This window comes from Trinickia sp. (assembly GCF_051953955.1).
Taxonomy (GTDB): domain Bacteria; phylum Pseudomonadota; class Gammaproteobacteria; order Burkholderiales; family Burkholderiaceae; genus Trinickia.
Window position 1 is genome coordinate 1 of record NZ_JBQCIF010000068.1, and the last position, 16,547, is coordinate 16,547.

The following is a 16,547-nucleotide window of genomic DNA, read 5'->3' on the forward strand; positions in this document are numbered from 1 at the left end:
CGAACATGAGAACGACAAGATCGGGCTATCTCTTGAGTTATTGGCCGGTGGCGCTCGCCGCCGCCTTGCTCATCATGGCGGCGCTGCACGCTTACGGCAACGGGGTGGCGCCGCGCGAGCCGCTGGCCGCGGACCAGGTCACGGCTGAACTCGCGCGCACGGTCTCCTATGGGCTCATCGATGCAGGCGCCGCCCGCGCCGAGTCGGCCGTGCGCCATGCCGTCGCGCCTGCCGCGAGGCGGGTGGCATCGGCAACGTGATCGGTGCGGCCCGATATAATGTCGGATTTGGCGTAATGGTTGCCGCGATTCCTATCATGGCGGCCGATGCGCCTCAGTATCCTTATCGATGAAAACCGTCTCCATCTGCTTCGTCTGTCTTGGAAACATCTGCCGCTCGCCCACGGCTGAAGCGGTGATGCGTGCGCAGGTCGAGGCGGCGGGGCTCAGCGATCGCATCGCGATCGATTCGGCGGGCACGGGCGATTGGCACGTCGGCAAAGCGCCCGACGAGCGCGCGCAACGGGCCGGCCGCACGCGTGGTTACGACTTGTCGCCGCTGCGCGCGAGGCAGGTGACCGCGGCGGATTTCGACCGCTTCGATCTGCTGCTGGCGATGGACGAAGCGAATCTGCGCAACTTGGAGCGCATTTGCCCGGGGCAGCGCCGCGAGCGTGTGCGTCTGCTGATGGAGTTCGCGCCCCATGCCGCGGGGCGCGAGGTAGTCGATCCTTATTTCGGCGGCAGAGAGGGCTTCGAGGCCGTTCTCGACCAAGTCGAAGCGGCGTGCGAAGGATTGTTGGCGCATCTGCGAACATTGCTGGCCCGGCCGTAGGCGGAGGCGTCCGTATCGTCGGGCACCAATAACCTGCCTCACGAAGGGGATACTTGACTAAAATCCTCATGTATTTATACTTGACCAAAATCGTCGAGAATTCTGGTTTTCCGTCCCTATGAGACTCACCACGAAAGGCCGTTTCGCCGTTACGGCGATGATCGACCTGGCGCTGCGCCAGGAGCAAGGTCCCGTGACGCTCGCCGGCATCAGCCAGCGCCAGCGGATCTCGCTGTCTTACCTCGAACAGCTGTTCGGGAAGTTGCGCCGCCATGAGATCGTGGAATCGGTGCGCGGGCCGGGCGGCGGCTACAACCTCGCTCGTCGTGCGCAGGAAGTGACGGTGGCCGACATCATCATCGCCGTCGATGAACCGCTCGATGCCACGCAGTGCGGCGGGAAGGGCTCGTGCGAAGGCACGAAAACGCACGACGGCCATTGCATGACGCACGAGCTGTGGTCCACGCTGAACCAGAAAATGGTCGAGTACCTCGATTCGGTTTCGCTGCAGGATTTGGTCGATCAGCAACGTGCGCGGGAAGGGTCGCCCGCCGTGCTGCGCGACCGGCGCAACGAGAGTGCGGCCCCCGAGGCGGCGCGTGTCGTGCCGAAAGGGCCGAATTCCGTATTCAATATCGCGAGTTCGTGAGGCGCGCGAAGCCGCGCCCCGATGGAACCGCGGAACCAGAACCGCAGAAACGCAGAGCTACAACGATTTCCCCGGAGTCATGAATGAGTAACGAGATGCCCCACCTGCCCATTTACATGGACTACAGTGCGACGACGCCAGTCGATCCGCGCGTGGTGGACAAAATGATCCCGTACTTGCGGGAGCAGTTCGGCAACCCGGCGTCGCGCAGCCACTCGTACGGCTGGGAGGCGGAGCGGGCCGTCGAGGAAGCGCGCGAGCACGTCGCGGCGCTTGTGAATGCCGATCCGCGCGAAATCATCTGGACGTCCGGTGCCACGGAATCCGACAACCTCGCGATCAAGGGCGCCGCGCACTTCTACAAGAGCAAAGGCAAGCACGTCATCACCGTGAAGACGGAGCACAAGGCCGTGCTCGATACGTGTCGCGAGCTCGAGCGGGAGGGGTTCGAGGTCACCTATCTCGAGGTCAAGAGCGACGGGCTCATCGATCTGGAAGTCTTCAAGGCGGCGCTGCGTCCCGACACCATTCTGGTGTCCGTCATGTCGGTGAACAACGAGATCGGCGTCATTCAGGACATCGAGGCGATCGGCGAGATCTGCCGCGCCAAGGGCATCGTGTTTCACGTCGACGCCGCACAGGCCACGGGCAAGATCGAGATCGACCTGAGCCGCCTGAAGGTGGATCTCATGTCGTTCTCGGCGCACAAGACGTACGGCCCGAAGGGTATCGGCGCGCTTTACGTGCGTCGCAAGCCGCGCGTGCGTATCGAAGCGCAGATGCACGGCGGCGGCCACGAGCGCGGGATGCGCTCGGGCACGCTGGCCACGCACCAGATCGTGGGCATGGGCGAAGCGTTCCGCATCGCGCGCGAGGAAATGGCGACGGAGAACGAGCGCGTCCGCATGCTGCGCGACAGGCTGCTGCGCGGCCTGACCGAGATGGACGAGGTGTACGTCAACGGCGACATGGAGCGCCGCGTGCCGCACAACCTGAACATCAGCTTCAACTTCGTCGAGGGCGAGTCGCTGATCATGGCGATCAAGGACGTGGCCGTCTCGTCGGGTTCGGCTTGCACGTCGGCATCGCTCGAGCCGTCATACGTGCTGCGCGCGCTGGGCCGCAACGACGAGCTCGCGCACAGCTCGATCCGCTTCACCGTGGGCCGCTTCACGACGGAACAAGATGTCGATTACGTCATCAATCTGTTGAAGAGCAAGATCGCCAAGCTGCGCGATTTGTCTCCTCTGTGGGAAATGCACCAGGACGGCATCGATCTGTCGACGATCAAGTGGGCCGCTCACTGAGCGCCCGCCAACGCACACGCCAAACGAATTCAGGAGTTCGATCATGTCTTACAGCAACAAAGTTCTCGATCATTACGAAAACCCGCGTAACGTCGGCTCTTTCGCCAAGGACGACGAGGCGGTCGGCACCGGCATGGTCGGCGCGCCCGCTTGCGGCGACGTCATGAAGCTGCAGATTCGCGTGGGTGCCGACGGCGTCATCGAAGATGCAAAATTCAAGACTTACGGCTGCGGCTCGGCCATCGCGTCGAGCTCGCTCGTCACCGAATGGGTGAAGGGCAAGACGCTCGACGAGGCGCTCTCGATCAAGAACACGCAGATCGCCGAAGAGCTCGCATTGCCGCCTGTCAAGATCCACTGCTCGATCCTCGCGGAAGACGCGATCAAGGCGGCAGTGGCCGATTACAAGCAGCGTCACGGCGCCCCGCAGGCGGCCGACGAGGCCAAGCAAGTCGCATAAGCGCACGAAGAGCATCATGGCGATCACTTTGACCGAAAAGGCTGCGCAGCACGTGCAGAAGTACCTCACCCGCCGCGGCAAGGGCGTCGGGCTGCGGCTCGGCGTGCGGACGACGGGATGCTCCGGCCTCGCTTACAAGCTCGAGTACGTCGACGAGCTCGAACCTGAAGATCAGGTTTTCGAGTGCAACGGCGTGAAGGTCGTCGTCGACCCGAAGAGCCTGGCCTATATCGACGGCACGGAGCTCGACTTCGCGCGCGATGGGCTGAACGAAGGGTTCAAATTCAACAACCCGAACGTGAAGGACGAGTGCGGTTGCGGCGAGTCGTTTCGCGTCTGACGCACTAGGGCCGCCTCGGCGGGCGAGAAGGCGGCGCGGGCCGCCTTTTTGTTTCTAGGTGCCGCTCGCGGCCCGCTCCTTCGCATCGCGCTTTTCGCGGCCTCGCCGGTTGCCGGTGCTTCACGTTATATCGACGATTGACATGTCCTCGATCCAAGACAGCCACTTCGATTTGTTCCATTTGCCGGCACGCTTCGCGCTCGATCAAGAGGCGCTCGAGCATGCCTACCGGACCGTGCAGGCGCAGGTTCACCCGGACCGCTTCGCCGCGGCGGGCGAGGCGCAAAAGCGCGTCGCCATGCAGTGGGCCGCGCGCGCGAACGAGGCGTACCAGACGCTGCGCGACCCTTTGAAGCGAGCGGCATATCTGCTGTCGCTGCGCGGCGTCGATGTCGGTGCCTCGGAGAACACGGCGATGGAACCCGCATTCCTCATGCAGCAGATGGAATGGCGAGAGCGGGTCGAGGACGCGGCCGATGCGAGAAACGTCAGCGAATTGATGGCGTTGCAGGGCGAGTTGCGCGAAGACGAGCGGACGCGCTTCGGGCGCCTCGCGACGCTGCTCGATACGGGCGCCGATCAGCCCGCGGCCGAAGCCGTGCGACAACTGATGTTCCTCGAGCGCGTGGCGGGTGAAATCGCTCGCCATATCGAGCGGCTCGAACACTGAACCCACCTATACCAGAATGGCCTTACTCCAAATCTCGGAACCCGGCATGGCGCCCGCGCCGCATCAGCGGCGCTTGGCGGTCGGCATCGATCTCGGTACGACGAATTCGCTCGTCGCTTCGGTCCGCAACAGCATCCCGGAAGCATTGCCCGACGAAGAGGGCCGCATTCTGCTGCCGTCCGTCGTGCGCTATCTCGAGCGTGGCGGCCGCCGAATCGGCCACGCGGCGAAAGCCGAAGCAGTGCTCGATCCGCGCAATACGATCGTGTCGGTCAAGCGCTTCATGGGGCGGGGCAAGCAAGAAGTGGAGGGCGCCGAAAATGCGCCGTACGAATTCATCGACGCGCCGGGGATGGTGCAGATCCGCACGATCGATGGGGTGAAGAGCCCGGTCGAAGTGTCGGCGGAAATTCTCGCGACGCTGCGCCAACGTGCCGAGGATTCGCTCGGCGACGAACTCGTCGGCGCCGTCATCACGGTGCCGGCCTACTTCGACGAAGCGCAGCGGCAAGCGACGAAGGATGCGGCTCGGCTCGCGGGCTTGAATGTCCTGCGCTTGCTGAACGAGCCCACGGCAGCCGCCATTGCCTACGGGCTCGATCATGGCGCGGAAGGACTGTACGCCGTCTACGATTTGGGCGGCGGCACGTTCGATTTGTCGGTCCTCAAGCTGACCAAGGGCGTGTTCGAAGTGCTCGCGGCTGGGGGGGATTCGGCGCTCGGCGGCGACGATTTCGACCACGTCCTGTTCCGCCATGTGCTGGCCGAGGCGAACCTGGCCCCGCAGGGCCTCGCGCCCGAGGACGTCCGGCTGTTGCTCGATCGCGTGCGCAGCGCGAAGGAAGCGCTGTCCGCGGCGCCGCATGCGACGGTCGAGGCGACGCTGTCCGACGGCACGCCGGTCTCGGTTTCGATCACGGAGGCTCAGTTCGCGGAACTCGTGCGTTCGCTCGTCGAGCGCACGCTCGTCCCGACCAAAAAAGCGCTGCGCGACGCGAAGATCGCACAGCAGGACGTCAAGGGCGTCGTGCTCGTTGGCGGCGCGACGCGCATGCCGGTGATCCGTCGCGCCGTGGAAGCGTTTTTCGGTCAGCCGCCGTTGACGAACCTCGATCCCGATCAGGTCGTCGCGCTCGGCGCGGCGATCCAGGCCGATCTGCTGGCCGGCAATCGCACGGGCGACGACTGGCTGCTGCTCGACGTGATTCCGCTTTCGCTCGGCGTGGAGACGATGGGCGGGCTCGTCGAAAAAATCGTGCCGCGCAATTCGACGATTCCCGTCGCGCGGGCGCAAGAGTTTACGACGTTCAAGGACGGCCAGACGGCCATGGCGATTCACGTCGTCCAGGGCGAGCGCGAGCTCGTCGCCGATTGCCGTTCGCTCGCGCGCTTCGAGTTGCGCGGCATCCCGCCGATGGCGGCCGGCGCGGCGCGGATTCGCGTGACTTATCAGGTCGATGCCGACGGCTTGCTGCAGGTGTTCGCGCGCGAGCAGCACTCGGGCGTGGAGGCATCGGTCGTCGTCAAGCCGTCGTATGGGCTGGCCGACGACGATATCGCGCGCATGCTCGAAGACAGCTTCCGCGCCGCCGACGTCGATATGCGCGCACGGGCGCTGCGCGAGGCGCAGGTTGAGGCACAGCGCATGGTCGAGGCGACGCAGGCGGCGCTCGCGGCCGACGGCGAATTGCTCTCCGACGAGGAGCGTGGGCAGATCGACGAGGCGCTGGCGCAATTGCGCGAGACGGCGCAAGGCGCGGATGCGGACGCGATCGAGGACGCGACGAAGTCGCTGGCGGCGCGCACGGACGAGTTCGCCGCGCGGCGAATGGACAAGAGCATTCGTCATGCACTGACCGGCCGCAAGCTCGACGAGATTTGAGCGGGCGGCGCGCCACTTTACAATGACGAGGCGAGCGACGCTTGCCGCCCGCACAATATAGCCAGAACGGAATTTCCTATGCCTCAAATCGTTGTCCTGCCCCACGTCGAACTGTGCCCGGAGGGGGCAGTGCTCGAGGCGAAGCCGGGCGAGAGCGTGTGCGACGCGCTGCTCGAGCACGGAATCGAAATCGAGCATGCGTGCGAAAAGTCTTGCGCTTGCACCACATGTCATGTGATCGTGCGTGAAGGTTTCGAAGCGCTCGAGCCGTCGGAGGAGGATGAGGACGATCTCCTCGACAAGGCTTGGGGGCTCGAGCCGACCTCGCGGCTATCGTGCCAGGCGCGCGTGCCGCAGGATCAGGATCTCGTCGTCGAGATTCCACGCTATTCGATCAACCACGCGAAAGAGAATCATTGAGTTTCAAGGAGGCGCAGCCATGAAGTGGACGGACGTACAAGAAATCGCGATGGCCCTCACCGACAAGCATCCGGAGATCGATCCGCAGCAGATTCGCTTTACCGATTTGCATCGCTGGGTCATGGAGCTCGACGGCTTCGACGACGACCCTAACCGGTCGAGCGAGAAAATCCTCGAGGCGATTCAATTGGCCTGGATCGAAGACGCGGCCGAATAAGCCTGTTTTCGCAGGCAGCGGTCCCGGGGCGATGATTCCCTTCTTGCCGCTGGCCGCTGGCAAAAAAAAAGCGACCCGCCAAAAAGGCGAGGTCGCTTTTTTTCTTTGCGCGAAGGCGAAGGCTGGACGCAACGCCGCCTACGGCCTCAGCGCAAAGCGCATACGGGGGACCGGGTTCCCTGGCTCAACCCGCGACGAGCGCGCCGTGTTCGATACGAACGCGTTCCCCTTGCTGGAACGCAGGGGCTTGGCGATACGTGAAATAGCGCAGCCGGCCGTTTTCCATTCGCACCCGTACCTGATAAGCCGTGGTGCTGCGCAGATGCTTCTCGACGGCATTGCCGGCGAAGCCGCCGCCGACGGCCCCGAGCGCCGTCATCCCTAGACGGCCGCTGCCGCCCCCGAATTGATTGCCCAACAGACCGCCGACCACCGCGCCGCCCACGGCGCCGATCCCCGTGCCGTGGCCCTCGTGCCGTATCGGCACCACCGATTCGACGGTGCCGCAACTCGCACAGTAGGCCGGCTGCTCGGCGCGCTGCTGGGGCTGGGCGTAGGGCTGCTGAGCCCATTGCTGCTGTTGCGCGGGGGGCTGCCTGTAGGGCTGCGGCTGCGCGTAGGAGGGCTGGCCTGGCTGACCGGTGTACGAAAGCTGCCCTGGAGACTGCGGTGGGTTTTGCGACTGCGCCGCCGGCGCCGCGACGCTTGACTCAGGCGCTTGCTGGCCCGTCATGGCGGCGGCGGTGGCTGGGGCGGCTGAATCGACGACGGGTTGCGGTGCAACTTGAGCCGTCTGCGATTGGTCGTTCGCGGCGCTGGAACTCGACGCTTTGGGGAAAACGCCGGTGATGGCGGCCGTGGCGGCGAGACTGGCGACGATGACGGTGCCCGCGGCCACTGCGATCAGCGGGTGCAGCCGGCGCGGCGAGGTGCTCGGTTCATTCATGGCGTACCTCCGTCGGAATTGAAAGAGGCCGTGGCTCGTAACGAGGATAGTGTCCGCCAACGCGGAGAAGCCGTCGTTTCAATTTGTAACCCATCGTGGCCCCCGAGTGCAAACGACGGTCCGATGGTTTGTACAGAACTCGCCGCGCCGAGGTTTTCGTAGGGTCCGAGCCGGCGAAAAAAAGCCGTCCGCAGGCCAGCTGCGGACGGCTTTTACCGATCGTTACAAACTCGCGGTCATGCGGGAAGCCGAACGCCCGCCGGAGGCATCAGTCTTCCCGGCGCAGGTGCGGGAACAAGATGACGTCGCGAATGCTCGGGCTGTCGGTCAGCAGCATGACGAGACGGTCGATGCCGATGCCGCAGCCGCCCGTCGGCGGCATGCCGTATTCGAGCGCGCGGATGTAGTCGGCGTCGAAGTACATCGCTTCCTCGTCGCCGGCATCCTTTTGCTCGACTTGTTTCTTGAAACGCGCCGCTTGATCTTCTGGGTCGTTCAGCTCGGAGAAACCGTTCGCGATTTCCCGGCCCGTGATGAACAGCTCGAAGCGCTCGGTGATGCCTTCGACCGAATCGGACGCGCGCGCGAGCGGCGATACCTCGACCGGGTAGTCGATGATGTAGGTCGGCTCCCAAAGCTGCGACTCGGCCGTTTCCTCGAACAGCGCGAGTTGCAGCGAGCCGACGCCCGCGTTGAGGAAAGCAGGCTGAGTCGTGTCGACGCCGAAGCGCTTCAGTTCGGTGCGCAGGAACGCGGCATCGCCAAGCTGTGCGTCGGTGTAATCGGGCGCGTACTTGCGGATCGCCTGCGTGATCGTCAGACGATGGAACGGCTTGGACAGATCGAGCTCGCGGCCTTGGTACGTGATCGTGGCCGTGCCGAGCGCATCGATCGCGGCCTGGCGGATCAATTGCTCGGTGAAGTCCATGAGCCACGCGTAGTTCGTGTACGCAGCGTAGAACTCCATCATCGTGAACTCGGGGTTGTGTCGTGGCGACACCCCTTCGTTGCGAAAATTGCGGTTGATTTCGAAGACGCGCTCGAAGCCGCCGACGATCAACCGCTTCAAGTAGAGCTCGGGCGCGATGCGCAAGAACATCTGCATATCGAGCGCGTTGTGATGCGTCGTAAAAGGCTTGGCCGCGGCGCCGCCCGGGATCGGGTGCAGCATCGGCGTCTCGACTTCCATGAATTGCGCGTCGGACATGAACTTGCGGATCGACGAGATCGCCTTCGTGCGTGCAACGAACGTCTTGCGCGCTTCGGGCGTGACGATCAGATCGACGTAGCGCTGACGATAGCGCGTTTCTTGATCAGACAACCCGTGGAACTTGTCGGGCAGGGGGCGCAGCGCCTTCGACAGCAAGCGCAGTTCCGTGCAGCGCACCGACAACTCACCCTTGTTCGTGCGGAACAGCACGCCGCGGGCCGCGACGATGTCGCCGAGGTCCCACTTTTTGAACGCGTCGTACGTCTGCTCGCCGACGTCGGCCGGCGTCACGAAAAATTGGATTTGGCCGGAGGTGTCCTGCACGGTCGCGAAGCTGGCCTTGCCCATCACGCGCTTGAGCATCATGCGGCCTGCCACCGCGACTTGCAGCGCGGTGGCTTCGAGCGTGTCTTTGTCCGTATCGGCGTATTGCGTTTGCAGATCGCCCGCATGGTGCGTGGGGCTGAAATCGTTCGGGTAGGCGATGCCTGCCTCGCGCAGCGAGCGCAATTTTTCGCGCCGCTCGGCGATGATCTTGTTCTCGTCGACGGCGGCGTCGACGGTGGGGAGAGTCGATTCGGTCATGGTGTATCCGCTGCGCTTAGACGCCTTGCTTCAGGCTCGCGCTGATGAAATCGTCGAGGTCGCCGTCGAGCACGGCCTTCGTGTTGCTCATTTCGACGCTGGTGCGCAAATCCTTCACACGGCTCTGATCGAGCACGTAGGAACGAATTTGATGGCCCCAGCCCACGTCGGTCTTGCTCGATTCGAGCTTGTCCTGCTCGGCCTGGCGCTTGCGCATTTCCGCCTCGTACAGGCGCGACTTGAGCATCGCCATCGCCTCCGCGCGGTTGCGGTGCTGCGAACGGTCGTTCTGGCATTGCACGACGATGCCCGACGGGAGGTGCGTGATCCGCACGGCCGAATCGGTCTTGTTGATGTGCTGCCCGCCGGCGCCCGACGCACGGTACGTATCGATGCGCAGGTCGGCCGGGTTGATGTCGACCTCGATCGAATCGTCGATCTCGGGATAGACGAACACCGACGAGAACGACGTGTGCCGCCCGCCCGACGAATCGAACGGCGATTTGCGCACGAGGCGGTGGATGCCCGTTTCGGTGCGCAAAAAGCCGTAGGCGTATTCGCCCTCGACCTTGATCGTCGCGTTCTTGATGCCGGCTACGTCGCCCTCGGACTCCTCGAGCACTTCCGTCTTGAAGCCCTTGCGCTCGCAGTAGCGCAGGTATTGGCGCAGCAGCATCGCCGCCCAATCGCAGGCTTCGGTGCCGCCCGCGCCGGCTTGGATGTCGATGAAGGCATTGTTCGGGTCCGCCGGGTTGGAGAACATGCGGCGGAATTCGAGATCGGCAACGCGCGCTTCGATCTGCTGGCCATCGGCTTCGCAGGCGACGAGCGTATCGTCGTCGTTTTCCTCGCGGGCCATGTCGAACAGGTCCTGCGCATCGCGCAGATCGGTATCGAGGGCGGAGAGGGTCAGGACCACGCCTTCGAGCGTCTTCTTTTCCCGGCCGAGGGCCTGGGCGTGCTTCGAGTCGTTCCAGACGTTGGGATCTTCGAGTTCCTTGTTGACTTCGGCTAGACGCGCGAATTTGGCGTCGTAGTCAAAGATACCCCCGTAGCTCGCCCGCGCGTCGGCGCAGGTCGGCGAGCGTATTCTCGATCGCGTTCAGACGTTCGGCTTCCATTTCGGTCTTTTCGGCTTGGTAAAAAGGGAAAATTATAGCCGATGCGGCTGCCGCGGCGGGCGTTGCGCCCCGCGGGAGACGACGCGATCCCCTAGAACACGGCGTGCTCGACGATCAGTTGCACGCGCACGACGCCGTTCCAACTATCGGCCGCGAGCCGATAGGCGAGACGCGTGCGCGCCGGCAGCGTTTCCGTGTGATTGAACCAGATCGCCTGGAAGCGCTGCCGCCCGCGGGCAAGTTGCAGCTTCAGATGCTTGTCCTTGACGAGCGCCTGCGAGACGACGTCGAATTCGCCCGAGAACGTCGGCGCGGGGAAGCCCTGGCCCCATACGGCAGCGTCGATCAATTCGACCACCTGAGGCGTGAAGTAGGCGTCTTCCAATTCGCCATCCGTCATCACGACGCGCGCGAGCGCATCGTCGTCGAGCCATTCCCTGGCCACCTTTTCGAATGCCGCCGCAAACCTCGGCACGTCGCGCGTGGCAAGCGTCAAGCCGGCTGCCATCGCGTGCCCGCCGAATTTGACGATGAGATCTGGCTCGCGCTTGGCGATCAGATCGAGCGCGTCGCGCAGATGAAAACCGGGAATCGAGCGGCCCGAGCCTTTGACGAGTTCGCCGCGCTCGTCGGCGAGCGCGAACGTGAAGGAAGGCCGATGGTACTTCTCTTTCAAGCGCCCGGCGACGATGCCGATGACGCCCTGGTGCCAGCTTTCGTTGAACAGCGTAATCGTCGCGCGGCCTTCCGGATCGAGCGAGGCGATTTCCTCGAGTGCCTGCTGTTGCATGCCGGCCTCGATTTCGCGCCGCTCGCGGTTCATCGCGTCGAGCTGTTGCGCGAGCTCCCAGGCGCGGCCGACGTCGTCCGTCGTCAGGCATTCGATCCCGAGCGACATGTCCGAGAGCCGCCCAGCGGCGTTCAAGCGCGGCCCCAGCGCGAAACCGAGATCGAATCCCGATGCGTTGCGCGCGTCGCGTCCGGCTGCGCGAAAGAGGGCGGCGATGCCGGGCTGCATGCGGCCGCGGCGAATGCGCGTCAGCCCTTGCGCGACGAGCACCCGGTTGTTGCCGTCGAGCTTCACGACGTCGGCGACGGTGCCGAGCGCGACGAGGTCGAGCAGGCCGTCGAGCCGCGGCTCCGGCATCGCGGATGCGCCTTGGCCGAACGCACCGCGTTCCCGCAGCTTGGCCCGCAAGGCGAGCAGCACGTAGAACATGACGCCGACGCCTGCGATGCACTTGCTCGGAAACGCGCAGCCCGGCTGATTCGGATTGACGATCGCACGCGCGGCGGGCAGCGTGTCGCCCGGCAAGTGGTGATCGGTGACGAGCACGTCGATGCCGCGCGCGTTGGCGGCGGCCACGCCGTCGACGCTGGCGATTCCGTTGTCGACCGTGATCAAGAGATCGGGTTTGCGCGCGGCGGCCAGCTCGACGATTTCGGGCGTGAGCCCGTAGCCGTATTCGAAGCGGTTCGGCACGAGGTAATCGACCTGCGCGCCGAACATGCGCAGCCCGCGCACGGCGACGGCGCACGCCGTGGCGCCGTCGCAGTCGTAATCGGCAACGACGAGCAGGCGCTTGCGCTGCGTGATGGCGTCGGCCAGCAACTCGGCGGCGTCGTCCGTTCCTTTCAGCTCGACGGGCGGCACGAGCCGCGTGAGCGCGGTTTCGATCTCGTCGGGCAGGCGCACGCCGCGCGCGGCGTAGAGGCGGGCGAGGATCGGATGCAGGCCGTGGCGGATCAACGCGGCTTCATCGGCGGGCGAGCACGCGCGGGTGACGATTCGGGTCATGTAATCGAGATCATTCGAACAGCGACGCGAGCACGCGCCGGCGCCAGAACTTGCGTAAATCGCGGCGCGTGGCGGCCAGCGTGACCGAGCCCGTGTTGCCGGCCAGCGTCAAGTTGAGCGCGCCGAGATTGCCCGCATCGAGCGCCTCGAGCGCGGGGGCGAACCAATCGCGCTCGAGCGTATCGAGCGCCGTTTGCCAGGCGGCCCAGTCCTGCGCGAGGAACGGCGCCGCGAACGGGCTCAGTTCGACGAGCGTGGCGCCGGCACCAAGCGGCGGCAGCGTCTTGAACGAAGCGGGTGCGGGACCCGCTTCCACGGCACCCGCGAGTGCGAGCCCGCGCGTGGCCGCCGCATCGGACAGCACGCGCACGAACGGGCTGCGCACGGGCTCCGCGACGCCTTGCGCATGAAGCCAGATCGAGTTGACCGCCGGCAGGCCCCGTGCCTCGCGCGCCTCGTTGACGGGGTGCTCGAACCAGCCCATCTGCACTTCGTTTTGCAGCTTCATCCAAATGCGCGAGCGCTGACCCGAATGCGCGTCGTGCGGCAGCCAGATTTCGATGCTGCGCCCGCTCGCGCGAAGCGGCGATGCGCCGGCGAGCTTGCCCAGCACGTCGCCGCGCAGGTACCAGCGATGCGGGGTCGGTGCCTCGACGCGCACGCCGAGCCCTTCGATCAGCGGCCGTGCCACGGCGAGCAGCTGTGCGGCGTCTTCGTCGCTCAAATCGAGCGCGGACGGATCGATCAATACGAGGTGGTCGTGGGCGATGCGGACGTGCACGGGTTCGACACAGGCCCATTCGTCGTGGCCGGGCGTGCCGCCGTCGGCGAGTAGCATATAGGGCGCGAGCGGTGCGTCGTCGACGGCGTTCGGCGTCACGGCGCCGAACTGTCGCGCGACCCACCGCTCGTGCGGCAGCGTGCGTTGGAACTCCTCGCCGGCCACGCGCTCGACGAGCGCCGCACGCGCGAGCAGCCGTTCGAGCGCCGGGCTGCGCAGATCGTGCAGCGCGGAAGAAGCATCGGCGGCCGTGGGCAGCGCGAACGGCAGCAGAAGATGAAGACGGTTGGAATGCATGATGGTGCGCATTGTATGGCAAACTGCGCGCTTGATCGGCGCCGTCTGCCCGGACAGGCGCGTCCTGCACGAGCGGGGCGGCGCTATCGCCTACGCGGCACGCGCATTGCGCTGCGATTGGCGCGCCGCGCGTGCCCGTTGCACGGGCGGCGGCTGCAAAGAATTGAAGGATTCGCTTGAAACTCCCTTACGAATGGCAAATCGGCTGGCGCTATACGCGCGCCGGCAAGCGCACGGCAGGCAACGGCTTCATTTCGTTCATCGCGCTCGTGTCGATGTCGGGCATTGCACTCGGCGTCGCGGCACTGATCGTCGTGCTTTCCGTCATGAACGGTTTTCAGGAACAGGTGCGCGATCGCATGCTGTCGGTGCTCGCGCACATCGAGATCTTTTCGCCGTCGGGCGCCATGCCCGACTGGCAGCGCACGGCCTTCGAGGCGCGCCGCAATCCGGCGGTGATCGGAGCGGCACCTTACGTCGACGCTCAGGCGCTGCTCACGCGCCAGGACGCCGTGAGCGGAGTGGCGCTGCGCGGCGTCGAACCGGCGCTCGAGCCGCAGGTATCCGACATCGGCAAGGACATGAAGGCCGGCCGGTTGACCGAACTGCAGCCGGGGCAGTTCAACATCGTGCTCGGCGCCGATCTGGCGGCCAACCTCGGTGTCTCGGTCGGCGACAAGATCACGCTCGTCGCTCCCGAGGGCTCGCTGACGCCGGCCGGCATGCTGCCGCGCCTGAAGCAGTTCACGGTCTCGGGTGTGTTCGAATCGGGCCACTACGAGTACGACAGCTCGCTCGCGCTCATCAACATTCACGATGCCGAGGTGCTGTTCCGCATCGCCGCGCCAACGGGCGTGCGGCTCAAACTCAAGGACATGCAGGAGGCGCCGCGCGTCGCGCGCGAGTTGTCGCATACGCTGTCGGGCGATCTCTACATCCGCGACTGGACGCAGCAGAACAAGACCTGGTTCTCGGCCGTGAAGATCGAAAAGCGCATGATGTTCGTGATTCTCACGCTGATCATCGCGGTGGCCGCGTTCAATCTCGTCTCGTCGCTCGTCATGACGGTGACGAACAAGCAGGCCGACATCGCGATCTTGCGCACGCTCGGGGCACAGCCGGGCTCGATCATGAAGATCTTTTTCGTCCAAGGGATTACGATCGGCTTCGCGGGGACGGCGTCGGGCGTGGCGCTCGGCTGCCTGATCGCCTGGAGCATTCCGTGGCTCGTGCCGATGATCGAACATCTGTTCGGCGTGCAATTCTTGCCGCCGTCCGTCTATTTCATCAATGAACTGCCTTCCGAATTGGTGGCGAGCGACGTCGTGCGGATCGGCGTGATCGCGTTCGTCATGTCGGCGGTCGCGACGCTTTATCCGAGCTGGCGCGGCGCGAAGGTGCGGCCGGCGGAGGCGTTGCGCTATGAATAACGAAATCATGATCGAGAAGCCGACGTCGGGCAGTGCGCCATTCACCGCCACGGGATCGGGCGAACCCGTGCTGCAGGCGAGCGGCATCTCGAAGGCGTTCGTGCAGGGCGGCTTGAACGTGCCCGTGCTGAACCGCGCCGAGCTGTCCGTGCGGCGCGGCGAAAAGCTCGCCATCGTCGGTGCGTCGGGCTCCGGCAAGAGCACGTTGCTGCACGTGCTCGGCGGCCTCGACGAGCCGAGCGCCGGCACCGTGTCGCTGCTGGGCCGGCCGTTCACGGAGCTGCGCGAGCGCGAGCGCAATGATCTGCGCAATCGGGCGCTCGGTTTCGTCTATCAATTTCATCATTTGCTGGCCGAATTCAGCGCGCTCGACAACGTCGCCATGCCGCTGCGCATTCGGCGTCTCGCGCCGGAGCCGGCACGCAAGGAAGCGCTGGCGATGCTCGAGCGCGTCGGCCTCGCGCACCGTGCGAAGCATCGTCCCGGCGAATTGTCGGGCGGCGAGCGGCAGCGCGTTGCGATCGCGCGCGCGCTCGTCACGAAGCCGGCCTGTGTGCTGGCCGACGAGCCGACCGGTAATCTCGACGGCGCGACGGCCGATAACGTGTTCAATCTCATGCTCGAGTTGTCCGCCACGCTCGATACGAGCTTCGTCATCGTCACGCACGACATCGACCTGGCCGGACGCTGCGATCGCATCTTGCGTCTGCGCGACGGCGTGCTGCACGAAGAGCCGCCCATACCCGTATAGCGCTAGCTTGCTTGGTCGCCCCAAGCGCAGAGACTGCCGCCATGTGGATCGATACGCACTGTCATCTGGACGCCGGCGAATTCGATGAAGATCGCGATGCGGTCGCGCGCGCCGCGCAAGCGGGCGGGGTGGCGCGCATCGTCATTCCGGCCGTGGCGCGCTGGAATTTCTCGACGGTGCGCGCGCTCGCGCATCGGGTCGCGGGCGGCGTGTACGCGCTCGGCATTCATCCGTTGTTCACGCGCGAAGCGAGCGACGCCGATCTCGAAGCGCTGCGCGATGAAATCGAAGCCAGCTTGGACGACCCGCGCTTCGTCGGCATCGGCGAAATCGGGCTCGATTATTTCGTGCCCGAGCTCGACGATGCGCGGCAGCGCCAGATCTACGATGCGCAGCTGAAGCTCGCCCGTGAGTTCGAACTGCCCGTCATCTGCCATGTGCGCAAATCGCAAGATCTCGTGCTCAAGGGCCTGCGCCGCTATGGTGTGAAGTGCGGCATCGCGCACGCCTTCAACGGCAGTTTCCAACAAGCCGGCGCATTCATCGATCAAGGCATGCGCCTCGGCTTCGGCGGCAACGTCACATTCGAACGCTCGCGCCAAATCCGGCGGCTCGCCACCGAGTTGCCGCTCGAGGCGATCGTCGTCGAGACCGACGCGCCCGACATCCCCCCATCTTGGCTCTATAAGCAGCGCAATGCGCCCGATCAGGTGCCTCGCATCGGCGCCGTCATTGCGGAGCTACGCGGCATCGGTATCGACGCGCTCGCGGTAGGCACAACGGCCAACGCTCACGCTGCGCTGCCCCGGCTCGCGCAGGCTTGCGCATAATCGACGCTCGTTCACGCCG

The 16,547-nt window shown here is 65.1% G+C and carries 18 protein-coding genes; 13 read left to right on the plus strand and 5 right to left on the minus strand.

Features of this window, described 5'->3' with window-relative positions; all coding sequences use genetic code 11:
- The 10 genes from ACTHNZ_RS12785 to iscX form a co-directional block, all read left to right on the plus strand.
- The coding region (locus ACTHNZ_RS12785; RefSeq protein ID WP_440542866.1) for a hypothetical protein at positions 1–260 on the plus strand (260 nt) is incomplete at its 5' end.
- Positions 261–348: 88 nt separating this feature from the next.
- Positions 349–834: a low molecular weight protein-tyrosine-phosphatase gene (locus ACTHNZ_RS12790; protein ID WP_440542867.1), complete on the plus strand. Its 486-nt coding sequence runs from the start codon at positions 349–351 to the stop codon at positions 832–834.
- A 118-nt stretch (positions 835–952) separates the two neighbouring features.
- A complete protein-coding gene (gene iscR / locus ACTHNZ_RS12795) occupies positions 953–1,483 on the plus strand; it encodes a Fe-S cluster assembly transcriptional regulator IscR (RefSeq protein ID WP_440542868.1) in 531 nt (176 codons plus the stop codon).
- Positions 1,484–1,566: 83 nt separating this feature from the next.
- A complete protein-coding gene (locus ACTHNZ_RS12800; protein ID WP_440542869.1) occupies positions 1,567–2,790 on the plus strand; it encodes an IscS subfamily cysteine desulfurase in 1,224 nt (407 codons plus the stop codon).
- A gap of 43 nt (positions 2,791–2,833) precedes the next feature.
- Complete coding sequence (gene iscU, locus ACTHNZ_RS12805) at positions 2,834–3,250, plus strand: Fe-S cluster assembly scaffold IscU (RefSeq protein WP_440542870.1); 417 nt, start codon at positions 2,834–2,836, stop codon at positions 3,248–3,250.
- Between the two features lie 16 nt (positions 3,251–3,266).
- Positions 3,267–3,590: an iron-sulfur cluster assembly protein IscA gene (gene iscA / locus ACTHNZ_RS12810; protein WP_440542871.1), complete on the plus strand. Its 324-nt coding sequence runs from the start codon at positions 3,267–3,269 to the stop codon at positions 3,588–3,590.
- A gap of 142 nt (positions 3,591–3,732) precedes the next feature.
- On the plus strand, positions 3,733–4,260 hold the full coding sequence (hscB, locus tag ACTHNZ_RS12815) for a Fe-S protein assembly co-chaperone HscB (protein ID WP_440542872.1): 528 nt from the start codon (positions 3,733–3,735) through the stop codon (positions 4,258–4,260).
- Between the two features lie 16 nt (positions 4,261–4,276).
- Positions 4,277–6,142, plus strand: a complete 1,866-nt coding sequence (hscA, locus tag ACTHNZ_RS12820; protein ID WP_440542873.1) for a Fe-S protein assembly chaperone HscA — start codon at positions 4,277–4,279, stop codon at positions 6,140–6,142.
- Positions 6,143–6,220: 78 nt separating this feature from the next.
- Complete coding sequence (fdx, locus tag ACTHNZ_RS12825) at positions 6,221–6,562, plus strand: ISC system 2Fe-2S type ferredoxin (RefSeq protein WP_440542874.1); 342 nt, start codon at positions 6,221–6,223, stop codon at positions 6,560–6,562.
- A 19-nt stretch (positions 6,563–6,581) separates the two neighbouring features.
- Entirely contained in the window at positions 6,582–6,779 is a 198-nt protein-coding gene (iscX, locus tag ACTHNZ_RS12830; protein ID WP_440542875.1) for a Fe-S cluster assembly protein IscX, read from the plus strand.
- A gap of 184 nt (positions 6,780–6,963) precedes the next feature.
- Here iscX and ACTHNZ_RS12835 read toward each other — a convergent pair whose 3' ends face one another.
- The 5 genes from ACTHNZ_RS12835 to ACTHNZ_RS12855 all read right to left on the minus strand — a co-directional run bounded on the left by ACTHNZ_RS12835 (position 6,964) and on the right by ACTHNZ_RS12855 (position 13,529).
- Positions 6,964–7,725, minus strand: a complete 762-nt coding sequence (locus ACTHNZ_RS12835) for a glycine zipper 2TM domain-containing protein (protein WP_440542876.1) — start codon at positions 7,723–7,725, stop codon at positions 6,964–6,966.
- Between the two features lie 268 nt (positions 7,726–7,993).
- Positions 7,994–9,520: a lysine--tRNA ligase gene (gene lysS, locus ACTHNZ_RS12840; protein ID WP_440542877.1), complete on the minus strand. Its 1,527-nt coding sequence runs from the start codon at positions 9,518–9,520 to the stop codon at positions 7,994–7,996.
- 16 nt (positions 9,521–9,536) lie between these two features.
- A protein-coding gene (gene prfB, locus ACTHNZ_RS12845; RefSeq protein WP_440542878.1) for a peptide chain release factor 2 occupies positions 9,537–10,641 on the minus strand; the annotation gives its coding sequence in 2 pieces (ribosomal slippage) (positions 9,537–10,559 and positions 10,561–10,641; 1,104 coding nt in all).
- Between the two features lie 91 nt (positions 10,642–10,732).
- On the minus strand, positions 10,733–12,439 hold the full coding sequence (recJ, locus tag ACTHNZ_RS12850; RefSeq protein WP_440542879.1) for a single-stranded-DNA-specific exonuclease RecJ: 1,707 nt from the start codon (positions 12,437–12,439) through the stop codon (positions 10,733–10,735).
- Between the two features lie 10 nt (positions 12,440–12,449).
- The gene (locus tag ACTHNZ_RS12855) at positions 12,450–13,529 is read right to left on the minus strand and encodes a regulator (RefSeq protein ID WP_440542880.1); all 1,080 of its coding nucleotides are present in this window, start codon (positions 13,527–13,529) and stop codon (positions 12,450–12,452) included.
- A gap of 164 nt (positions 13,530–13,693) precedes the next feature.
- Between ACTHNZ_RS12855 and ACTHNZ_RS12860 the strand changes: the two genes are divergently transcribed.
- From ACTHNZ_RS12860 to ACTHNZ_RS12870, 3 genes are read left to right on the plus strand one after another with little or no spacing between them, the layout of a single operon-like run.
- Complete coding sequence (locus ACTHNZ_RS12860) at positions 13,694–14,947, plus strand: lipoprotein-releasing ABC transporter permease subunit (protein WP_440542881.1); 1,254 nt, start codon at positions 13,694–13,696, stop codon at positions 14,945–14,947.
- 7 nt (positions 14,948–14,954) lie between these two features.
- Positions 14,955–15,698: a lipoprotein-releasing ABC transporter ATP-binding protein LolD gene (lolD, locus tag ACTHNZ_RS12865; RefSeq protein WP_440542883.1), complete on the plus strand. Its 744-nt coding sequence runs from the start codon at positions 14,955–14,957 to the stop codon at positions 15,696–15,698.
- Between the two features lie 41 nt (positions 15,699–15,739).
- On the plus strand, positions 15,740–16,528 hold the full coding sequence (locus ACTHNZ_RS12870) for a TatD family hydrolase (protein WP_440542882.1): 789 nt from the start codon (positions 15,740–15,742) through the stop codon (positions 16,526–16,528).
- Positions 16,529–16,547 lie beyond the last annotated feature (19 nt).